The following is a 20,459-nucleotide window of genomic DNA, read 5'->3' on the forward strand; positions in this document are numbered from 1 at the left end:
TTTCATCAGTGTGATTTTTCAACGTGGCCAGGGCCGCGACGGGAAGCTTTTATCTAACGGGAGAGACCTATGCGTGAATTCATGATTGGCGATCAGGTTGAGACGTTCATTAACGGTCCGATCGTCGGCTATCGCGTCGATGAGCGCGGCGAGATGTTCAAGGTCGAATACGAGGACGTCGAGGGCGTTGCCTGTCAGCGCTGGTTCTACGAGACCGAGCTCTATCACAACGACGACTACGATGATGAGAGCGGGTGCTGTGAGCAGGCGCATTTGGCTCGCGCCAATGCTTCTTTGAACTGAGGGGTCGGTGATGGTCAATATTGAAGTCGGCAAGTTTTACCGAACAGTTGAGGGCGACAAGGTCGGCCCGATGTATGCTGACAAGTTCGCCACCGGATCGTTCGCGGCACGTGATAGCGGGCATCTATGGAAGTCAGACGGTTCGCGGTATTTCGGCGATGACGACGCCGTGCTCGTTTCAGAGTGGAGCGACGCCCTCACCATCCAGGCTGGTCGCCACTACAAGACGCGCGACGGTCGGAAGGTCGGGCCGATGATCGATGACGATTGCGGAGACATCTATCCGTGGACGACGGAGGGCGGCGGTGGATACTACAGCGACAGCGGCGTTCGGCAGGCGACATATGCTCGCGAAACCGGCAGTCTCGTCGCCGAATGGGAAGAGCCGGCTGCTGTTGCCGTAGCAACCGCAGCGTTCAAGGCGGGTGACAGGGTTCGCCGCCCGGGCCACTTGACGGGAACCATCCTTGGTTTCGTCGGCGACAACGTCCGCATCGATTACGGCACGGGCTGGGGCGAGTACTTCTTTACTGTGCCGGAACTCGAGTTGGTCGAAGCCTATGCAGCCACCCCCAAGGTCGGCGACTGGGTCCGTACTGAGCACGGCGATATCGGCATCGTGTTCCATGACGACGGCGATGCGTTCGCCAACTTCAAGGTCGGCATTATCGAGAGCGGTGAGTGGATCTATCAGGACGTTTCTGACCTCACCACCGTATCGCCGGGCACTACGAAGGCTGCGAACGACAACGCGCCCATCCAAGCCGAAATCGACGAACTCGAGCAGCGGCTGACTGACCTCCGCGCCAAGCTCGCCGCCTAACTGCTCGCACGTCCAACCCGAGCGACCCCTTGGCCTTCGTGGTCAAGGGGCTTTTACCGAGGAGCAAAAATGGCACTGGACTGGGCCGCTGGCCTAAAGAAAGCGAACGACGTTTATCCGCCGATCGTGCTGCTGTACGCCGGCGCGAAGTCGGGGAAGACGTCGCTGGCCGGGGAGTTTCCCGACCCGTTCTACGTTCGCACCGGCGAGGGTGAGCGCCCCCCGGCCGGTGTTGAGATGATGTCGTTCGGCGTGTCCGAGTCATACGCGGACATCGTCGACCAGATGGACTGGATGCTCTCCGAGGAGCACGACCGCAAGACGTTCGTACTGGATGCCGCTGACGGGCTCGAGATCCACATTCGCGACGAGGCTTGCAGCCGCAACGGGTGGAAGGACATCGAGGAGCCCGGCTTCGGCAAGGGCTACGCTGCGGAGTCGGCAATCTGGCGCGAGTTCATCGCCAAGGCGCTCAAGCTCAAGCTGGCCGGTTATTACGTGGTGATCATCAGCCACGTGAAGGCCAAGACCGTGCCGGGCGTCACCACGGAATCCTACCCGCGGTACATGCCAAACCTGCGTGACGAGGCTGTTGGTATCATCGTCGACGCCAGCGACCTGATTGGCTTTCTGCACCAGCGGGTGTCGATCGTGAAGGAAGAAGCTGGCTTCAAGAAGACCAACAAGCGCGGCGCCAGCGGTGGAGACATCGTAATCGCCGTGCAGGAGCGGCCAGGTTTCATCGCAGGCAACCGGTACGACATTCCGGAAGCGGTGCTGCCGTTCAAGCGTGGCGAGGGTTTCTCTGCAATCGCCAAGTATCTGCCGGCCGAGTTGTGGGAGGCAGCAGGCGCAGACTAGCCGCGAGCATTCGACTTACGTAACGGCATGTAACTGACATCACGCAAAAGTATTAGATACGATTCAAGCACTCGCGCAGGAATTGTATGCAAGTTGCAAAAAGGCCACTTGCACTGACATGTCAGTTTTGTAACGTTTAAAAGCTAAAAATTAGGCAGCGGAAGTCTGCCAACCAAGAAAAGCGGCGGCCACGGGCTTGAGGGGCCTAACTTTAAGTATCGGATATCTACTTTTGCAATACCGCCTCGGCGGTAAACGATGGAGCTTTGCCAAAAATGGCTAGTATTGGCGGAAACTATAATCCCGAAGCTGAACCGTCTGGTGGCTATACGCCGATGGTGGTGGGGGAATACACGCTCGAAATCGTTGAGAGCGAGTACAAGGCCACGCAGAGCGGAACCGGTATGGTTTTGGCATGCAAGGCGCAGGTCGTCGGTGGTGAGTATGACCAGCGCCCGTATTACCTGAACTACAACCTCGAGAACGACAACGAGATTGCGGTTGAAATCGGCCAGCGCGAGTTCGCCGGCCTGCGGAGGGCCACTGGTGTGCTGGCGCCGGATGATACCGAGGAGCTGCATTTCAAGCAGTTTCGCGTGAAAATCGGCATTCAGGAAAAGAAGATCAAGGTCAACGGCGTCAAGAAGGGCACCGGCGAGATGGAGAACGTCGTCAAGCAGTATCTGTTTGAAGACGAGGGCGCGCCGGCTGTGGCGGCACGTCCCGCCAGCAACGACAACCGCCAGGCAGCCACACCAGCCGCCGCCAAGGCCAAGCCTTGGGCTAAGCCGGCGCGATAAAGACCACGGGCGGCGACTCCAGTCCTGTAAGATAGCAGTCGCCGCCCGTCATTCCCTTACCGTAGCAAAGGAGTGCGCTCTATGGCGCAAGTCGACAACGCGCACAACCCCCGTGCGGTTCAGGGTAATAATGAACCGCCCTCATCAATCGATCTAGGGTGGTCGACATACCGCGAAGTCTCAGGTTTCCTTGCGGAATCTCCAGTCATTCAGGACGAGGATACTGCACGCAAGGCCAAGCTGCTTTGGGATCGTTCCAAAGTATCCTTGGACGAGATGGAGACCGACCGCGACGGCCAGGTCAGGCCGCTGAATACGCAGGTCAAGGATATCAACGCGACCTTCAAGGAGGCAACGGGCCCGCTCGCCAAGCTCAAGGACGAACTGCAGTCTCGCATGTCGGCTTTTGCGCTGGCGGAGGAGCGGCGCAAGGCTGTGATTGCTGCCGAGGCGCGCAGGGTAGCGGAAGAAGCTGAAGCCGCCGCTCGCGCTGCGGAGCAGGTCGAGCAAGAGGCCATCGCCAACGCAGAGCAAGGTGAGTTCACCGACGTGGGTGATGCGATCGGCGAGGCCAACGACGCCTTTGCAGCCTATGAGAAAACACAACGGGAAGCGGCTCGAGCCGAGCGTGACGTGAAGGGCCGTATCGGAGGCGGTATCGGCCGAGCGTTCAGTGTTCGGACCACGCGAACGCTGACCATCACGGATCCGGTCAAAGTGGTCGTTGCCATCGTGGAGAAGACCGGCCGCGTGTCAGAGAAGGTCAACGACGCTCTGCTGACCGCCGTGCGTGACTTTGAAAAGACGTTCGGCTCGCTGCCTGCGGGCGTCTCTGTTGAACATGTGAGGGGGTGAGGCGGCATGAAAAGCTATTACGAGTGCCACGTCACCATGGAAGCGCCAGCGGCTGACAACGACAATCGTCAGCGGGTCAAGGCGGCGGTTGATGCTATCGGCTGGAAGTTCTCTGCAATTGAGGGCGACATCGTTTTGGGAGACGGCGTGAAGCTCTACGCAACGCGCCACTTCAACACGCGCCTAGGTGACGATCGTGTTGTTTCTCTACTTCACGACGCCGCCGACACTCTTGCGGCGCAGAGCATCAATGTCGTCAGGCGCAAGGTTGAGCGCGTCCTTTTCGACGACCGCTCCGCGAAGGTTCGCCCATGCGACGGCGGTTGCCTGGAATGCCACCTCGATGATCTGAAGGAATCTGCGTGATGGCGAGGTTCATTGTTGACTATCGCTTTCACGCCAGGGGCTCGATGCCAATTCAGGCGGAATCGGTTGAGGAGGCCAAGGCTATCGTTGAAGCCCAAGTCGATAACGACGGCTTCGAACCGCCTGTCGATGACTACGATGATATCGACTTCGACGTGAGGGAAATGCATCCGGTTACTCGCGACGGGCACGAAGTCTGGACGACATATGTTCGCGCCTCAGACTCGCGCGGTCATGCCTCTGATCGGGCCGCCTAGCGGCTAACGCCCCACTACTGCGCCAGCAGTAGTCACCCCCATCAAGGAACAAAACAATGCGCGCCTCTTTCGAGCGCAGCGAACTGCTGCGCGTTTTAGGGCCGGTCACGAAAGTGGTCGAAGCCCGCAATACGATCCCCGTGCTCGGCAACGTCTTGCTCGCCGTCGCTCCCAGCCCAGACGGCATCACAGACGGCACGGTCAGCATTACCGGCACGGACCTTGATATCCGCATCACCAACCGCGGCGCGGCAAAGGTCGCGGAAGGCGGCGCCGTGACGGTGTCCGCCAGCAAGCTCGGCGACATCGTCCGCAAGTTGCCCGCGAACGCCGATATCTCCGTCAGCGTCGAGCCGAACAACCTCATCGTGAAGTCGGGCCGGAGCAGGTTCAAGCTGCCCACGCTGCCGCCCGAGGATTTCCCCGACATCACGGTTGGCAAGTTCGACGCGACGTTCACGACGGACCTGGCTGCGCTCTTTGCGCCCGTCAAGTTTGCCATCTCGACTGAGGAGACGCGGTTCTGTCTGAACGGCATCTATCTGCATGTCATTGACGGCAAGCTGCGTGGCGTTGCCACGGACGGTCACCGCCTAGCGCAGCACGACGGCGCTGCGGTCGACCAGTTCCAAGGCGTCATCGTTCCGCGGAAGGTCATTGGCCTCGTGCCTGCCGGTGAGATCGAAGTATCGGTCAGTGCCACGAAGGTCCGTTTTGTGTCGGACGCGCTCGAGGTGGTGTCGAAAGTCATCGACGGCACGTTCCCCGACTATCAGCGGGTCATTCCGCGCGACAACGCCAAGGTCGCCACCGTCGACCGCGCCGCGCTGTTTGCCGCTGCCGACCGCGTGTCGACCATCTCAAGCGAGCGCGGGCGCTCGGTGAAGCTCTCTCTGGTCGCGGGTGCCCTGACGCTGTCGGCAAAGAGCGACGAGGGTTCCGCCGAGGACGAGCTCGCGGTTGGGTACGATGCCGAGCCGCTGGAGATCGGCTTTAACGCTGCGTACCTGCGCGACGTGCTGGGCACGTTCTCAGACCCGGACGTACGGCTCAAGCTCAACGACTCTGGCAGCCCGGCCGTTATTGAAGCGGGCGGTGCGCTGCTCTGTGTCCTGATGCCCATGCGGGTGTCGTGATGGCGTACGGCACAGTCTACGTCCAAGCCGAAGTCGACGTCCGCGACGTATTCAAAGAGTGTGATGATGACGATTTTGAAGACGAACTGAAGCGGCGCGGTCTCATGCCTGACGAAGACCTGAACGAGGCGCTCCGCGATGCGCCGGCGCAGGATTATCCGACAATCGTCGAGCGGATGTTATTCCCAAAATGGAGCAGTTCGGTTGCTTGCCTGCGTCACTACAACAAGGAGATGGGCCGATGACCCCGTGGCACATTGACGGCGCTACGCGCGTCATTGGCGAAAGCCAAGGCTATATTGGTCTTCCGCTTCGCGATCAGACGACGCATTGCGCGGTAAGCGGCGAGAATACGCCGGTGATGGTCAGTCAGTGGACCTTCACCGATTACGAGCGAGAGATGATTAGCCAAGGCGCTGATATTCAACTGTTCGTTATTGGTACGCGGCACCCGCCCGTTCTCTTGGAGCTAGCACAATGACCTTTGAATTTGCTCACAACTTCCTCCGCAAGCTGATGAACGTCGAATGGGACGAGTTGCCGTTCCTGAACGACAAGCAGAAAGACGGTTTCTTCGCTAACCCGCACACGTTTTTCATCCGAGCCGACGACGATACGGCACGCAAGATTTGGGACGTCCTGTACCCGAAGCCGCCGCTGGCGCGTGATGGGGTGGTGATTGACTGGGATGAGGCGAGGCGGCGTGTCGATCGCGGACTGGTGCCTGCCGAGTATCGGTACAAGTGGTCGCCCGAAGTCCGCGTTGGCGGCGTGCCGGTAATCCAAAACGGCGCTGCAGATACTTTCCCGCCGCTGGTCTTCGCCACCGCGCATTAGCCATTGCTGCACACGGTGCAGCAAGTGACCGATCTTCGCTTCATTTTTCGGACAGGTGATATGGAAACGACCGCTGTTGTTGGAAGCATAACCCTAGCCGCCGCGCTATTCTTCGCGTCCGCTGCTGCCTGGATTACCCACGTCTTCGTCTGCATCAAGGCGAGCGCTTGGATCCTGCTGCTGTTCGGCTGCGTCGTCGCACCTGTCGGGGTGATCCATGGCGTCGGTGTTTGGCTGGGCGCTTTCTAACCTTGGCCACCCTCCCCGCCACAACCACGATCAGCCCGACCGTGCTGGCTATTTACCGGGCGTATGAGCTTGCGGCCCGTGACTGGGACTCGTGGGGCATCAGCGTCGGTGACATCGGCCTGGAATGTGACCGAGCCCTTTGGCTGGCCATGCGCTGGGTCAGTGAGCGCGAGTTCATCGACGGTCGCAAGCGGTCGATTTTCGAGACCGGCAATATCTGGGAAGAGCGCCTTGTCGACAACCTTGAGGCGGCCGGCTGCGAGGTCACCGGCACGCAGGACAAAATGCGGTTTGCGCACGGGCATCTGCGCGGGAAAAAGGACGGCACTGTCACTGGTCTAAAAGAAGCACCCGTCACCCCGCACTTGCTCGAGATCAAATCGCACAAGGACGACAAGTACAAGGAGGTCGAAAAGAAGGGCGTCAAGGTCGCCCAGCCCACACATTACGGGCAGCTTCAGCTTGGTTGCCACGCTTTCGGCCTGACCCGTTGGGCATATGTCTACGTCAACAAGGATACCGACGAGCGCAACATCCAACGCGGCGAGTATGACGCTGACTATTGCATCCGTCAGGTCGCGCGGGCCGAGCGTATTGTGTTCAGCGACGAACCGCCGGCCCGCGTTTGCAAGAAGCCTGACGACTTCCGCGGCATGTTCTGCAGGCAGAAAGAAGTGTGTTGGGGCGCTATGCCCCGCGTGACGTGCCGGTCGTGCCTGCACGCCACGCCCGAGCGCCATGGCGACGCCGCCTGGTCTTGCGGTCGTTTCACAAAGCCGCTGTCGATCGACGAGCAGCGTGAAGGGTGCGGGGCGCACCTGTTCGTGCCGGCGCTCGTGCCAGGCACTCAGATCGATTTCGATGAGGAGGCTGAGACGGTGAGTTACCAGATGCCGGACGGAAGCGTTTTTGTGGATGGGGCTTCGCGGTGAAAGCTGAAAACGACAATACCGTACCTTTTCTCTCCGTCTGCGCCGGCATTGAAGCGGCCTCCGTCGCTTGGCACCCGCTCGGCTGGCGCGCTTGCCTCTTGTCCGAAATCGAGAAATTCCCGCGCCGCATCCTTGCGCACCACTACCCCGCCACACGCCTGTGGGGCGACTTAACAGCGCTACGCGTGCGGCACCTTCGCAAGCTCGGCATTCCGCTGCCCGCTATTCTGGTTGGCGGAACCCCCTGCCAGGCATTCAGCGTTGCCGGTCTGCGCCGCAGCCTCGCCGACGCCCGCGGCAATCTCACGCTCTCATTCGTCAGGCTCGCCCATGCTCTCGCAAACACTGGATCTCTTCGAAACGTCGTTTGGGAAAACGTGCCCGGCGTCCTTAGCACCAAAGACAACGCCTTCGGCTGTTTCTTGGGAGCAATTGTCGGCGCAGACGATGCCATACCACCGCCAGGTGGGCGCAGCTGGCCAAACTCAGGCATGGTCTCTGGACCCAAAGGACGTGCCGCGTGGGCTGTCAAGGACGCTCAATACTTCGGCCTGGCCCAACGACGCCGTCGTGTGTTCGTTGTCGTCGATTTTGGAAACGGGGCCGATCCCGCAGCGGTTCTTTTTGAGCCCGTTGGCGTGCTCGGGAATCCTGCGCCGAGCCGAGAAGCGCGGAAAGACGTTGCCGGAACAGTTGCAGGCGGCGCTCGAAAGGGTGGCGGCTACAGCACCGACGACGTCCCACTGACTGCGGCGTTGAGCGTCGCTCTGAGCGGTCGTGACGGTGGAGCAACGGCGGAACTTGGAGATGAAGTAGGCGGGACGCTGAGAGCCAGTAGCGGCGGCGGCGACAAGCCGCACGTGCTGACGTTCGCGCCCGATATCGCGCGTTGCGTCGCAACGCGCGAGGGCAACTCGCAGGACTATGAGACCACTACGATGGTGGCCGTAGACGTGGCGCCGACCGTCCGTGCTGGTGGCAACAAGACGGGTGGGGACCGCCCTTACGGCACGGACGTCGATACGTGCGACAGTCTGGCGACCGTCTATTCCATCATGCCTCAGAACAGCGGCAAAGACTTTAAGGCGCGCGTTGTTGACGTTGCGCAGCCGCTGATGGCGGGCGGCCCGGTTGGCGGCAACCAGGGCGGTGATGTGGTGTGTGTGACGGGGACCGTCACACACACCCTGCGTGCTGAAGGATTCGACGCCAGCGAAGACGGCACCGGTCGGGGCAATCCTATAGTTGCGATGCGGGAAAGTGGACAGGGCTATTGGGTACAGGATGCCATCGCCGGAACCCTTCGAGCGGAAGGTGAGAATAGGCCAAGCCGGCCATCAACCGTAATCCAGCAAGCCGTCGCCATTCACGAAAACCAGCGTTCCGAAGTCAGCCAGAACGACACAGCGGGCGCGCTTGGACGGGGTGGCGGTAAGCCGGGTCAAGGCTACCCCGCGACATTCACGGGCTCCGCCGTCCGCCGCCTCACCCCGCGCGAGTGCGAGCGTCTGCAGGGCTTCCCTGACGATTACACGCTGCCGCCCGGCTATGACGCTGACGGGCCTCGCTACAAGGCGCTTGGCAACTCTATGGCCGTCCCGGTCATGCGTTGGATTGGCGGACGCATCGCCCTCCACATGCCCGCCGCCAACGATAATTCAGCCGTTCGGAAAGCCGCCTAATGCCCATCCGCTATTACCAGCGCGAAGCCGTAGACAGCATCTTCGACTATTGGAAGGAAGCCGACGGCAACCCGCTGGTCGACATGGCCACGGGCGTCGGCAAGTCCATTACGCTCGGAACGCTGTTCGAGGAGCTGATCCGCGACTATCCGGATTTGCGCCTTCTGAATGTCGTGCATGTGATTGAGTTGGTCCTCGGAAATTACGCTGAGTTCCTTAGTCTTTGTCCGTTTGCTCCTGCAGGAGTTGCTGCAGCGGGAGCAAACCGCAGAGATTACAAAGCTCAGGTGCTCTTTGGGCAGATTCAGTCTGTATATAACAAAGCAGATGAGATTGGCCATGTAGACGTCCTAATCATTGATGAAGTACATTTGGTTCCAACCAAAGAGAACGCGATTTATCGTGTCTTCATCAATGCTCTGCGGGCCATCAATCCCGACCTGAAGATTGTTGGGCTGTCCGCGACTGTCTATCGGCTGGATTCGGGCCGGCTGGACGAAGGCGACGACAAGCTCTTTGACCGCGTCGTGTACACCTACTCCATCCGCCAGGGCGTGGATGACGGGTATCTTACGCCTCTTTCTAGCAAACCGCTCTCGACGAACTACGACGTCGCCGGCGTCAGCAAGTCCATGGGCGACTACAAGTTCAGCGACTATCGCGAGGCGGTTGACACCGACGACCTCAACAAGCGCGTCGTGCAGGAAGTGCTGGACGTCGAAGGTGCGCGCCGCAAGTCGCTGATTTTCACCCGTGGTGTTGAGCACGCACATCGCATGCGCGACGCCTTCCAGATGGCGGGGCGCGAGGTTGAGGTCGTCCACGGCGGCACCCCGGCTGGCGAACGTCGCCGCCTGATCGAAGCCCTGAAGTCCGGAGAATTGTGGGGCCTAGTCAACGATAACGTGCTCAGCACGGGCACGAATATCGTTGGCGTTGACCTGATTGTTGACTGTTACAGGACGATGTCGGCGGCTAGGTACGTCCAGCGCGCGGGCCGCGGCACTCGCGTCGTGTACCCGCCGGGGTTCGACCCGGAGGCCGTCGACGCTGACGCCAGGCGAGCGGCTATCGCTGGCCACATCAAGCCAAACTGCCGGTACATGGACTTCGCCGGCAACATCAAAGAGCACGGGCCGGTGGATATGATCGAGCCCCGGCGACCCGGCAAGGGCCAGGGTGAGGCTCCGATTAAGGTCTGCCCTAGTTGTTTTGAAATCAACCACGCTAGTGTGCGGCGTTGCTCTTGCTGCGGCCACGAATTCGACATTCAGGAGAAGCCCCGCTTTGAGGCGACCGCCGACACCGCCCCTATATTGAGTGTAACCACTGCTGAATGGCTCCCCGTCCGCCACCGCCGCTTTAAATACCACGAGAAGCTAGGCGGCACGCCGAGCGTAAGAGCTGAGTTCACCAGCGGCCTGACTGTCTACAAAACTTGGCTGTGCCCACAGCACAGCGGTTTTGCCAAGCAGAAAGCGGACCGCTGGTGGTCACAGCATTCAGGCCCGCTGCCGTTTCCTAGCAATGTGGACGAGTTCCTGAGCAGGCAAGGCGAGCTCGCGGACACTGCGGAAATCAGCATCAAGCCGCAGGCGGGAAGTAAGTATTGTGACGTGAAAGACTTTAAGCCGGGTGTGGCGGCGAACGATAACGTCTCGGCTGACAACGATAATCGGTCGCTGTCAGCAATTCTCGATGACGATTTGCCGTTCTGACTGCTGCACTCAAGTGCAGCAATGCGCACAATTACTGTTTTTCATAAGGATGTGCAGAATATGACACCTTACGACGCGCTGTTACGATTTTTCATAAACAATGGCCAACCTATGAGTCTTCCTGACCTCGCGCAGACTATACTGACCGTTTTGAACCATGCCGGCTTCGCGGTCGTGAAGAAGGAGATGGCGGATGCGGGTTGAAACTATCGGCGATTGTACTTTGTACAATGGTAACTGCCTGGAGGTGATGGCGGGGCTGACTCCGGTTTCGCATGTGATTTCGGATCCGCCGTATGAAGCATTTATGCACGAGGCTAAATTCCGTCACCGAAAGCATCTCCGCACGGATGGCGGAAACGAACTAGAGGCGCTGAACTTCGCGTCGATAGACGAGATTAGAAAGCCATTCACAGTAACTTCGTCCGGACTCTGCGGCGGCTGGTTTATTGCGTTCTGCACCCCGGAGGGTGTGGGGCGTTGGGCTGACGAGATCAACGCAACGCAACTGAAGTACAAGCGCGCCTGTGTTTGGGTGAAGCCAGACAGCACTCCGCAACTAAACGGTCAGGGACCGGCGATGGGTGCTGAGAACTTCGTTTGCGCATGGGGCGGCAAGGGTCATGCTAAGTGGAATGCGGGTGGCAAGCGTGGCGTCTACACACATTTAACCAACCCGCCCTCGCGCGATCACAGGCACCCAACAGAAAAACCAGTGTCTTTGATGCGCGAGCTTCTGCAGGATTTCACCAACCCGGGCGAAACAATACTTGACCCATTCATGGGGTCGGGGACTACGGGCGTGACCTGCGCGAAGATGGGTCGCAAGTTCATCGGCGTCGAACTGGATCCCAAATACTTCGACGTGGCGTGCGAGCGCATCCGCAAAGCTTACGAGCAAGGCGACATGTTCGCAGAGCGCGTTAAGTCCGCCAAGACGCCAGATATCTTCGCGCCGGACAACGACAACATCGCCGCCCTAGCCGCCAGCATTCCGCCAACCAAGTCAACGCCCGAAGAGATTGCTGCACGACGTGCGGCGCGCCGGAGTAAGCAGAATGCCGCGTGAACGCCTTTCCAACCGCCGCGAAAGCCAGAACGTCACCTTCTGGCACGCCGGACGTGAGTACACTGCGCGCGTGTCGTTTTATCCTGACGGGCGCCTGGCTGAGGTCTTCTTGGACAACGGTAAGGTGGGTAGCGACGCGCAGGTGAATTGCCGTGACGCGGCGGTGGCGATGTCGCTGTTACTGCAGCACGGCTGCGCCGCCGGAGACGTGGCGCGCAGCCTAAGCCGGACGGAGTCCGGCGAGGCCGAGTCAGCAATCGGCGCGCTTCTGGACCTGCTGTCAGCACAGGCCAGCAATGACAACTGAGCCGACCACCTTCATCCCGGCGTTTCTGCTCAAGCGCGTCCTGCCTGAGCCGACGCCGTGGGTAGCCAAGCCTGTGTACGTGCCGGAGCCGCAGGAAGAGCGCGTTCCGATAGGCAGCAAGAAACCGCGAGGTGCCAAGGATGGCGGCTAGACCCCACATCAACGACCCCGCCGACTGCTTCGTCTGCAGGCGGCACGCGGTCGGAGTCGGCGCGGGCAGCCCTGGCGGTAATCCGCGCTGGGTCTGCAACGATTGTATTCCTCACCTCGCGGAGATCCGGACGGTGCGAAACTTTGACCCTTATGAGCTGCGCGCTCGAGCCGACGCCGGCGAGAAAGCTGGCGAACTGCTGGATGGGTGGGGAAAATCTAACATGGCCGAATTGACCGAGGAAGAATGGTTCAAGTTCCTGAGCACGATCATAGGCGAATTCGGGGAAAGCCTGCGCCGGCAGGTCGCTGAGATGCGGGCGCCTTGGTGATGCGCCGCGCAGTGGTCACGGGTGGTCGCGGGTTTGGTGTGGTTGACTGGCGCGCCCCGAGGGAAGCGCTGCCCCGTCTGCGGAAGATTGCTGAATTTCAGTCGTTCATTCTGCGAGAAACGCTGGACGAGATGCACGCTGCGGAACCGTTTGCTTCCATTGCTCAGGGTGGCGCGACTGGCGCAGACACACTGGCGCGCAAATGGTGTGAAGCGCCGAACTTCGTTCAATGTCGCGCCTACCGGGCTCAGTGGAAAAAGCACGGCAAGGCCGCCGGCCCGATCCGCAACGGTCACATGCTGTTCGAAGAACAGCCTGACGTCGTTATCGCATTTCCCGGCGGCGACGGTACAGCTGATTGTGTGCGCCAGGCTCACGATATGGGCTTTAAAGTAATCGAGATTGAGGTGCCCGCCCATGTTCATTAAGCCCCCAGTCGAAGCCCCCTATGCCGTCCACGGCGAGCGCATCGTTGACCTTGGGTATTCCGTTATTCCCTGCCGGCCGGGCTCCAAGCGCCCCGGCGACTTCCGCGGCGGGCAGTGGTGGGGCCGTAACGATTGGTCCCAGTATTGCGACCGTGCGCCGACCGAATTTGAGCTCCGCACGTGGACCCGTTGGCCGGATGCTGGCTTGTGTGTGCTGATGGGCTTCAGCGACGTCATCGCAATTGACGTCGATACTGACGACGAAACGATGAGCATGGCTCTTATGTCGGTCATGCCAATGTCGACGGTGCAGAAGCGCGGAGAGAAGGGCTTTACGGCATTCTATCGCGGCTCACGCGCGATCGTTTCGCGTCACTTCGACATCAACAATCAGCGTATTGTTGACCTGCTGGCACACGGCACGCAGACGGTTATCCCGCCCACTATCCACATGGACACGGGGCGTCCCTACGCCTGGCTGACCGACGACACGCTGGAGAACACGCACCCCGCGGATTTGCCGGAGCTGCCCGACGACATCGCAGACCAGATTGCTGCTGTGCTCGCGCCGTTCGGCTACATGCCGCCTACGCCTCTGCGTCCGATGGGCGACGGGTTCGGCAATGGCATCTGGCGCGAGCTCAACACGCAGGCGCTCGCTAAGCTTGACGACTGGGTTCCTTCGTTGGACCTACCCAAACTCAGCCGCAATCGCAGGGGCGGCTATGTCGCCGTGCCGTTTTGGCGCCCGTCGCACCGCGGCAGGCCAACGCAGGACCGCAGCCCGAATCTAAAAATCAGCGCGCAGGGTATCCGCGACTTCCACGACGGTGAGAAGGGGTACACTCCGGTTGACCTAGTCATGTCGGCTATGGGCTGCGGCTTCGACTTCGCCGCGGACTGGCTGAAGGCGCGGATAGGGTTTGAAGAGCCGACGCTGTACGGGCTCGAGCCTTGGTTTCCGAAGGCTGCTGTAGCGGCGGAAGCGGACGCGCCAGCGCCCGCCCCTACCCCCGCCGTTGCGGTTGCAGCGCCCCGTGGTGCGGTTGACCCGTTCATTCCTGGCAACGCAGGCGGGCTGCTAGAGGCCATTGCGAAGTGGACGCTGGAATACGGACGCAGGCCCGTGCCTGAGTTCGCCATGATGACGGCGATTGCTTTCGTGGCTGGTGTCTACGGCCGCCGCTTCGTCGGGCCCACGGGCGTCGGGCTGAACGTCTATCTTGTCGGACTGGGCGCGTCGGCACTCGGCAAGGGGCATCCGCTCAAGGCTATCCGCACGCTGGCGAACGACTGCGGCATGCTGAAGCTTGTCAGCGCCGGCGTGCCGACTTCAGACAGCGCGGTTGAGCGGATCTTGCGGCAGCGGCCTAGCGTCGTGATGCCGCTAGACGAATTTGGCTTGCTGCTGCAGTCGGTCAACGGCAAGGGCGCGGCGTCGTGGTCGCAGACCGTTCGCCGTGCGCTGCTTGAGATCTACAGCCTCAGTACGGACCTGTGGATGGGCAAGCAGTTTTCGGATCCGAAAAGGCTGGATCCAGAGCCCCTGCACTGCCCTACCCTGACGCTGATGTCAGTGACGACGCCGACGACGTTCTATGACGGCCTGACCGAGTCGAACCTAAGCGATGGTTTTCTAAACCGCATGACGGTGATTCACGCGACCGAAATGCCGGAGCGACAGGAGGCACCGGCTATCATGGTCGCGCCAGCAAGCCTGATAGCGGCGATCAAGTCAGCAGAGCAGGATTGCCGCGCTGGCCTCGGCGCGGTCGCTGACGCCAGCCGCAGGCCCGGTATGGCGGCTATCCCGTGGGAGTCGGACGCCGCCAAGCGTCGCTGGCTCGATATCGAAGACTGGCAGATTGGGCAGATCGAAGAGCGCCAGGGCCACGAAGGCGTCGTTGGTCGTGCCGCGGAACAGTCGCAGAAGCTGGCGGTGCTGCGGGCTTTGAGTAGGGAAGGCAAAGCGGCGCGGGTCACGGTCGACGATGTCGAATGGGGATGGTCGATCGTTCAACGCTCGCTTGATTGCCTGGACCGCGGCGTCAACGAGTTCATGGCTGGTTCGGAATTCGAGGGCCTGTGCAAATCCGTCCTGAACGCACTCCGTCGGGCGAAGGGCGGAACGCTGGCCCGGTCGATACTGCTGCGTGCCAAGGGCGTGTCGAAGGCTGACGGGCGGCAGGTAACGGCTGCGTTGGACCGGTTGGTTGAGACTGGAGAGGTACTGCGGACTGGGGCGACGCTGAAACTTGCTGCCTAAATTTATCCAAACCATTTGACAAATGATTGTGTGACCACTATATGGACCGCAACGGGAGTCCATATAGATGGGTAGAGAAAGAAGCAGGCGAAACCTTCCAAATGTGGATGAAATCCTAGCTATTGTCTCTTACGATCCGGAGACTGGCAAATTTCTGTATGTAAGAGATAGACTAGGTCGCCATCGAAAGAGGGCAGGCGAAGAAGCGGGCGGCTACTCTGCTGGGTACGTCTTGATCTCCATAAATGGGGATGTATTTTCCGCTCATCGTCTTGCATGGAAAATCATGACTGGCCGAGACCCGAAGGAAATCGTCGATCATATCGACGGAAACCGCTCCAACAATGCTTGGTCAAATTTGCGCGAGGCAACTCACGCAGAGAATTCAAGAAACAGGAAACCGAATCGTAACAGCAATGTCGGCAAGAAGGGTGTTTCCTTCCACCCAGAGACAGGAACTTATCTAGTAAATATTCGTGTCAGCGGCTTTACGACAATTCAATCCGCAGCCGACGCATACGACAAGTGTGCAAAAATATTGTTCGGAGATTTCGCGCGAACGAATGCTGACAACGACAATTACGAAGCCAGGATGGTGCTCGCGCTATGAAATTACTCTTCACATGGAACCATCTCACGGGATTGGCAACGACTTGGGAGGCGTGGTGGTGACGTTTCGTGTCGGACAGAGGGTTGTCTGCGTTAACGCAGACCCACGAGCGCTCAACCCTGTTTCCCGCGACTGGTATCCCGGTGAGGAGCCGGTCGAAGGCGAGATTTATACCATCAAGAGGTGCTTCAGAGCACACGGTCTAGCGCTGGTATGGCTGGCAGAAATCTGCCGCGCGCCTATCGCATTCGAAATCTACGACGGCTTGACCGGGTACGCAGCCGTTCGTTTCAGGCCGCTAGTCGAGCGCAAAACCTCAATCGAAATCTTCACCAACATGCTGAACCCGGCAAACCAGCCGCAGCCCGAAATGGAGCCGGTTTGATGGCAGACAACTGGGAGTTTTACGACGAGGGTTGGAACGCTTTCGTTCGTGGTGATGACTACCAAGCGGGGGCAAGCTTGGACTGGCGGGACGGGTGGAAAGACGCGAGATGCGCAGGTGCCACTGAGGTGTTTCCAGAATCTAGAGAAGACTCTCGTCAGGAGCCGGTTTGATGCTCGTAGCAACCAAAAGCGGCGTCGTTGTGGTCGCGGCCTTCAGCTTCCTGGCGGGCAGCGCGGCTGTGTTCATTGCGAAAGCAATTGGCGACGCATGGGCGCGGTGGACTGACAAGTCAGACCCGCTCGACGATCCGCGCAACTGGCATTGATGTGAGGACCGCAGCATGACCGCCCCTCTCCCTCCGACGACCGCGTGCGATGCTGACCTGGTGGCGGAACTGCGTGCCACGCAAGAGGTATTCACCTACGGGCACGAGCCTCGTCGCTATATCCCGCCGTCTGAGTTGAAGCTGCGTGCCGCCGACCGCCTCGACAAGCTGAGCGCCGAAGTGGCGGCGGTGACCGCTCAGAGCGAGCAACGGCTCGCATGCATGGATCGCCGTGCTGATCGGATTATCGAACTAACCACCGAGCGCGAAGCCATGCGCGCCGCTCGGATGGAGGAATGCGAATTCCTCCGCTCCGAAGCCTCTCGGATCGCCGCGGCCCTCGCCGCCGCCGAAGCGGATGCCGCCGGGCTGTCGTCCGAAGGCTTCGCAGGCGGGTACTTGGCTGCGCTGTACGACGTCGAGGCCGCGCTAAGCCACGGCTTCCCGTCCGATCACCGCGGTTACTGGCGGCGAGCCCGCTCCGGCGAGGAGGTGGACCGTGGGTGAGCTGACGAACTTCCTGCCCGATCCGAAGGAGCGGGATTGGCACGCGCAACGACACGAGGACGAGCCGCGTTGCTCAGCCGATCAGTGGCGCCAGCGCGACCGCAGCCAAATCCTCTACATCAGTGAGATGGAGGACCGGCACCTCGGGCATTGCATCCGGTTCGCGAGCACGAAACCGCAGCATCGATCGCGGCTCGCGGGACTTCTAGCTGAACGCGCCGGCCGCCAAGCCCTGCGCCCCACCACCAGCAGCAACGGAGGAGATGATGTTTGAAGGATTGATCCCCACGACTGCGCGGGGCTATGCGAACCTTGCGCTGATCCTCGGCATGCTCATCAGCATCACCGTTCTGATCTTGGCTTTCTTCTCCAGTCGATACCGCATCCTGAAGGTGGCCGTACCGTTCAGTTTCCCGCCACGCACCGAATACCGCGTGTACGGTCGCTGGCCGAATAGCCTGATCCTCTATGATGTGGCCAACACCGAGCAAGAAGCTGAGGCGTTGGCGAAACAACTCGATCTTGCCTGGAAGGAGGCCAGCAGCCATGCCGACTGACCTGAAGGGGCTAGACCCGAACGGCTTGGACGCCGCGATCGATGCCATCTGGCGGCAATGGAAGCTCCCCGAGGAAGAGCGGTTGAACGGCGCGACCACGGCTCCGGCTCTCGCGCGCGCCGCCATCCTCGCCTACGAGGCCGCCAAGCCGAAGGAGGCGGAGGGGTGGCACGACATCGCGAGCGCGCCGTTCGCGCCGTGGGGCACGAAGTTCTACGCGGTCGACAAGGACGGAGAGGTTCGGATCTGCTGGCGGCACAAGCCGTCGTCGCACACCGACGATATCCTTACAATAAAGCGCAGTTCCAAGTTCAAGGCAGTGGGGTGGCGCGCCATGCTCTCAGCGGCGGGAGAGCGGTAGATGAACTGGTATTTTCCGTTGGCGCTCGGACTATTCGCCGCTGGTTACACCTGTAACGCCGTGTCCAGGCAGATCGATCGCGATTCAGGTCCGTTTCGAATCTCGAGCTACCTGATGTTTATGCTGAGTAGCTTTTACTGGTTCGCCGGGTTGGTAGCTTTTGTAGTCGCCGCGAAATCGTTGGGGCGCCTTACATGACCGCAGCCAACGACAACGGGCCGCTGGGGCGCGTATTCACGCTCGGTGAGGCCGCGGACTATCTAAAGACCACCCGGCACGCCGTCAGCCGAGTAGCCAGGCGGCATGGACTGTGTACTGTTTTTGGTCGCGACATTCGCTTTAGCGACAGCGACGTTTTAGCAATTTGGGATGTGATGCGATGCCGCTCCGACTCGTCCAGCGCAAAGGCAGCGACAACTGGTATCTCCGCGGTACAGTCCGAGGACAAAGCGTATTTATCTCTTGTGGCACGAGCGACCGAAAAGCGGCTGAAACGCTCCGGATCAAAGAGGAGTCACGCCTCCTAGACGAGACCGTAAACGGTCTAAAGGAGACGATGACATTCGACCGGGCCGCGGCAGCGTTCATTGCCGCAGGCGGATCCGATAGGTTTCTGATGGAAGTCGGCGCCGACGGCAAGCCGCGCGGACTAGTCGAAGAACTGCGCGGCAAGAAGCTAGCCAGCATCACGCAGGAGAGCCTGGACGGCCTCGCGCATCGGCTTTACCCGACAGCGCTACGAGACACGAAGGTACGCCAGTTCTACGCGCCGTTTCGAGCCGTGTGGAATTACGCCGCGATTGAGGGCTGGGCTAAGGAAAAGAAGTGGCGGCTGCCTAAGCGCCCCAAGGGCACAAACGTGCAGGAGCTAAAGCGCTTCAGGTCGGGCAGCGCCCCGACCAACTACGAGCACGCGGCCCGGTTCGTGGGCGCTATGTCGCCTGCGCCAGCCATGCTCATGACCGCGCTATTTTTCACAGGCATGCGACCCATTGAGCTCTTCGTACTCGAGGCCGATATGGTCAACGTGCCGGAACGATGGATCACGCTGCGCAAGTCCAAGATTGGCGAAGGCCGCGGAATCCCGATTCACGAGTTCCTAGTGCCGCTGTTCGACTCTCTCTGCGCCCGGGGCGGGGCGGTGTTTCGCAAGCCGCGTGGCGAGCCGTACCCCATCATGGAGAACGCCGGCGGCCAGATCAAAACGGCGATTGCTGGCGCTCGTCGGCGGACCGGAATCAAAGACGTATCGCCGTATACGGCCAGGCACAGCGTCTCAACTCAGCTCGTGGTTAATGGCGTGCATCCGTACGTCAAAGATCAGATACTTGGGCATGCTGTCGACGACATGTCTCGGCGCTACACCCACGTTCCGCAAAGGCCGCTTATTGACGCAATCAACACGATCAAAGTTCCGCAGGTCTGGCGAGAGTGCTGGTGGTGGGAGGATCCTTTGGAGCTGTCGGGGCGGTTGGTTCCGGGCACAGGGGCGCGGAATGATTTGAAGGAGAGGCGGGCGTGACATCCATGGATGAGGGCGACGCCCGTCGCAGGCGGAGGCGGAGACTCAAGGCTGTTTTCGACGGGCGATGTCGGCAATTGGACGAGGCCAGGGCGACATCGTGGCCGCCCACGCCCAAGGAAGCGTCCGCATACGGATTAGCGGTTACTCGATACACAAGAGCCCGAATAGCTTGGCGGGCTTTCCGCGGATGGCACTAACAAAAGGACCGGAGCCTTGCGCCCGGTCCTTTTTCGTTCTAGTATTGTCCGAGGTTAGCAAATGCGTATCCGTGCATATTCCGCGCAACGCCAAAACCACCCCACTAACCCTAGCAATATAGCGATAATTTACTTTCAGTATCTCCCTTGGTAATGGAGAGGTCGAGAGTTCAATCCTCTCTCGCAGCACCAGCCCATCCCCTCTAAAAACCGCTGAAGCCCTCGGCACCACTAGGGCCCCTGCCCCTTATGGCATTGCAAATGCCGTGAGGAAGCGGCTGGAGCTCCAGCGCTCGCATGGCGTCGGCATGAAAATGCTTGGCAGGAGAAGTCTTTTTGTCTTGGACCGGACGTGCCGCGCGCGGTCTAGTCCTGCGATCAGGCGTGCCAGCCAGGAGGGTCCATCATGCCGCTCATTCGCATCGAGCCCGTCGAGGATCACGCAACCGGCCGCTTCGCGATCGAAATCTATTATCCGGCCGACGCAGAACGTCCGCTGGTGACCACGGCCCCGCGCTATAAGAGCGCCGCGGCCGCCGAGCAGGACACGATCGCGATCCTCGCCTCGAACGCCAACAATCCCGCTCCGGAGGAGCCGGCCAACCGGCTGTAGCGGGC

General features: G+C 60.4%; 29 protein-coding genes. All 29 read left to right on the top strand.

What is annotated here, in order from left to right:
* Window positions 1-69 precede the first annotated feature (69 nt).
* The 29 genes from ACSQ24_RS21630 to ACSQ24_RS21770 all read left to right on the top strand — a co-directional run bounded on the left by ACSQ24_RS21630 (window position 70) and on the right by ACSQ24_RS21770 (window position 20,454).
* Complete coding sequence (locus ACSQ24_RS21630; RefSeq protein WP_436096672.1) at window positions 70-303, top strand: hypothetical protein; 234 nt, start codon at window positions 70-72, stop codon at window positions 301-303.
* A 10-nt stretch (window positions 304-313) separates the two neighbouring features.
* Entirely contained in the window at window positions 314-1,126 is an 813-nt protein-coding gene (locus tag ACSQ24_RS21635; protein ID WP_436096673.1) for a hypothetical protein, read from the top strand.
* 69 nt (window positions 1,127-1,195) lie between these two features.
* Window positions 1,196-1,987, top strand: coding sequence for an ATP-binding protein (locus ACSQ24_RS21640; protein ID WP_436096674.1), 792 nt, complete (start codon window positions 1,196-1,198; stop codon window positions 1,985-1,987).
* Between the two features lie 275 nt (window positions 1,988-2,262).
* Window positions 2,263-2,787: a DUF669 domain-containing protein gene (locus ACSQ24_RS21645; protein WP_436096675.1), complete on the top strand. Its 525-nt coding sequence runs from the start codon at window positions 2,263-2,265 to the stop codon at window positions 2,785-2,787.
* An 81-nt stretch (window positions 2,788-2,868) separates the two neighbouring features.
* Window positions 2,869-3,642, top strand: coding sequence for a hypothetical protein (locus tag ACSQ24_RS21650; RefSeq protein ID WP_436096676.1), 774 nt, complete (start codon window positions 2,869-2,871; stop codon window positions 3,640-3,642).
* Between the two features lie 6 nt (window positions 3,643-3,648).
* Entirely contained in the window at window positions 3,649-4,008 is a 360-nt protein-coding gene (locus ACSQ24_RS21655; protein WP_436096677.1) for a hypothetical protein, read from the top strand.
* Complete coding sequence (locus ACSQ24_RS21660) at window positions 4,008-4,265, top strand: hypothetical protein (protein ID WP_436096678.1); 258 nt, start codon at window positions 4,008-4,010, stop codon at window positions 4,263-4,265. Before ACSQ24_RS21655 ends, ACSQ24_RS21660 begins: the two co-directional genes overlap by 1 nt.
* 56 nt (window positions 4,266-4,321) lie before the next feature.
* Window positions 4,322-5,401, top strand: a complete 1,080-nt coding sequence (dnaN, locus tag ACSQ24_RS21665) for a DNA polymerase III subunit beta (RefSeq protein WP_436096679.1) — start codon at window positions 4,322-4,324, stop codon at window positions 5,399-5,401.
* Complete coding sequence (locus ACSQ24_RS21670) at window positions 5,401-5,646, top strand: hypothetical protein (protein WP_436096680.1); 246 nt, start codon at window positions 5,401-5,403, stop codon at window positions 5,644-5,646. The genes dnaN and ACSQ24_RS21670 overlap by 1 nt, the downstream gene beginning before the upstream one ends.
* A complete protein-coding gene (locus ACSQ24_RS21675) occupies window positions 5,643-5,882 on the top strand; it encodes a hypothetical protein (protein WP_436096681.1) in 240 nt (79 codons plus the stop codon). Before ACSQ24_RS21670 ends, ACSQ24_RS21675 begins: the two co-directional genes overlap by 4 nt.
* Complete coding sequence (locus ACSQ24_RS21680; RefSeq protein ID WP_436096682.1) at window positions 5,879-6,238, top strand: hypothetical protein; 360 nt, start codon at window positions 5,879-5,881, stop codon at window positions 6,236-6,238. Before ACSQ24_RS21675 ends, ACSQ24_RS21680 begins: the two co-directional genes overlap by 4 nt.
* A 24-nt stretch (window positions 6,239-6,262) precedes the next feature.
* The gene (locus ACSQ24_RS21685) at window positions 6,263-6,487 is read left to right on the top strand and encodes a hypothetical protein (RefSeq protein ID WP_436096683.1); all 225 of its coding nucleotides are present in this window, start codon (window positions 6,263-6,265) and stop codon (window positions 6,485-6,487) included.
* A gap of 2 nt (window positions 6,488-6,489) precedes the next feature.
* Window positions 6,490-7,419: an oxidoreductase gene (locus tag ACSQ24_RS21690; protein WP_436096684.1), complete on the top strand. Its 930-nt coding sequence runs from the start codon at window positions 6,490-6,492 to the stop codon at window positions 7,417-7,419.
* On the top strand, window positions 7,416-9,101 hold the full coding sequence (locus tag ACSQ24_RS21695) for a DNA cytosine methyltransferase (protein WP_436096685.1): 1,686 nt from the start codon (window positions 7,416-7,418) through the stop codon (window positions 9,099-9,101). The genes ACSQ24_RS21690 and ACSQ24_RS21695 overlap by 4 nt, the downstream gene beginning before the upstream one ends.
* The gene (locus ACSQ24_RS21700) at window positions 9,101-10,819 is read left to right on the top strand and encodes a DEAD/DEAH box helicase family protein (protein ID WP_436096686.1); all 1,719 of its coding nucleotides are present in this window, start codon (window positions 9,101-9,103) and stop codon (window positions 10,817-10,819) included. Before ACSQ24_RS21695 ends, ACSQ24_RS21700 begins: the two co-directional genes overlap by 1 nt.
* Before the next feature lie 193 nt (window positions 10,820-11,012).
* Window positions 11,013-11,888, top strand: a complete 876-nt coding sequence (locus tag ACSQ24_RS21705) for a DNA-methyltransferase (RefSeq protein ID WP_436096687.1) — start codon at window positions 11,013-11,015, stop codon at window positions 11,886-11,888.
* A complete protein-coding gene (locus ACSQ24_RS21710) occupies window positions 11,878-12,195 on the top strand; it encodes a TSCPD domain-containing protein (protein WP_436096688.1) in 318 nt (105 codons plus the stop codon). Before ACSQ24_RS21705 ends, ACSQ24_RS21710 begins: the two co-directional genes overlap by 11 nt.
* Window positions 12,196-12,335: 140 nt before the next feature.
* Window positions 12,336-12,677, top strand: a complete 342-nt coding sequence (locus tag ACSQ24_RS21715) for a DUF6511 domain-containing protein (protein ID WP_436096689.1) — start codon at window positions 12,336-12,338, stop codon at window positions 12,675-12,677.
* Complete coding sequence (locus ACSQ24_RS21720; RefSeq protein WP_436097943.1) at window positions 12,677-13,105, top strand: SLOG family protein; 429 nt, start codon at window positions 12,677-12,679, stop codon at window positions 13,103-13,105. Before ACSQ24_RS21715 ends, ACSQ24_RS21720 begins: the two co-directional genes overlap by 1 nt.
* Window positions 13,095-15,371: a bifunctional DNA primase/polymerase gene (locus ACSQ24_RS21725; RefSeq protein WP_436096690.1), complete on the top strand. Its 2,277-nt coding sequence runs from the start codon at window positions 13,095-13,097 to the stop codon at window positions 15,369-15,371. The genes ACSQ24_RS21720 and ACSQ24_RS21725 overlap by 11 nt, the downstream gene beginning before the upstream one ends.
* Window positions 15,372-15,438: 67 nt before the next feature.
* Window positions 15,439-15,981 (top strand): HNH endonuclease, encoded by a 543-nt coding sequence (locus tag ACSQ24_RS21730; protein WP_436096691.1) that lies wholly within the window; start codon window positions 15,439-15,441, stop codon window positions 15,979-15,981.
* Window positions 15,982-16,039: 58 nt separating this feature from the next.
* Window positions 16,040-16,366, top strand: coding sequence for a hypothetical protein (locus ACSQ24_RS21735; protein WP_436096692.1), 327 nt, complete (start codon window positions 16,040-16,042; stop codon window positions 16,364-16,366).
* A 172-nt stretch (window positions 16,367-16,538) separates the two neighbouring features.
* Window positions 16,539-16,694 carry a hypothetical protein gene (locus tag ACSQ24_RS21740; RefSeq protein WP_436096693.1) on the top strand — a complete coding sequence of 52 codons (156 nt, stop codon included), beginning with the start codon at window positions 16,539-16,541 and terminating at the stop codon, window positions 16,692-16,694.
* A 15-nt stretch (window positions 16,695-16,709) separates the two neighbouring features.
* The gene (locus tag ACSQ24_RS21745; RefSeq protein WP_436096694.1) at window positions 16,710-17,201 is read left to right on the top strand and encodes a hypothetical protein; all 492 of its coding nucleotides are present in this window, start codon (window positions 16,710-16,712) and stop codon (window positions 17,199-17,201) included.
* Entirely contained in the window at window positions 17,194-17,475 is a 282-nt protein-coding gene (locus tag ACSQ24_RS21750) for a hypothetical protein (RefSeq protein WP_436096695.1), read from the top strand. Before ACSQ24_RS21745 ends, ACSQ24_RS21750 begins: the two co-directional genes overlap by 8 nt.
* Window positions 17,468-17,758: a hypothetical protein gene (locus ACSQ24_RS21755; protein ID WP_436096696.1), complete on the top strand. Its 291-nt coding sequence runs from the start codon at window positions 17,468-17,470 to the stop codon at window positions 17,756-17,758. The genes ACSQ24_RS21750 and ACSQ24_RS21755 overlap by 8 nt, the downstream gene beginning before the upstream one ends.
* Window positions 17,748-18,119 carry a hypothetical protein gene (locus ACSQ24_RS21760; RefSeq protein WP_436096697.1) on the top strand — a complete coding sequence of 124 codons (372 nt, stop codon included), beginning with the start codon at window positions 17,748-17,750 and terminating at the stop codon, window positions 18,117-18,119. The genes ACSQ24_RS21755 and ACSQ24_RS21760 overlap by 11 nt, the downstream gene beginning before the upstream one ends.
* Before the next feature lie 556 nt (window positions 18,120-18,675).
* Window positions 18,676-19,641, top strand: coding sequence for a tyrosine-type recombinase/integrase (locus ACSQ24_RS21765; protein ID WP_436096698.1), 966 nt, complete (start codon window positions 18,676-18,678; stop codon window positions 19,639-19,641).
* Between the two features lie 606 nt (window positions 19,642-20,247).
* Window positions 20,248-20,454 carry a hypothetical protein gene (locus tag ACSQ24_RS21770; RefSeq protein WP_436096699.1) on the top strand — a complete coding sequence of 69 codons (207 nt, stop codon included), beginning with the start codon at window positions 20,248-20,250 and terminating at the stop codon, window positions 20,452-20,454.
* The last annotated feature ends 5 nt before the right edge of the window (window positions 20,455-20,459 follow it).

The organism is Allobosea sp. LjRoot237, assembly GCF_964253285.1.
Lineage (GTDB): Bacteria > Pseudomonadota > Alphaproteobacteria > Rhizobiales > Beijerinckiaceae > Allobosea.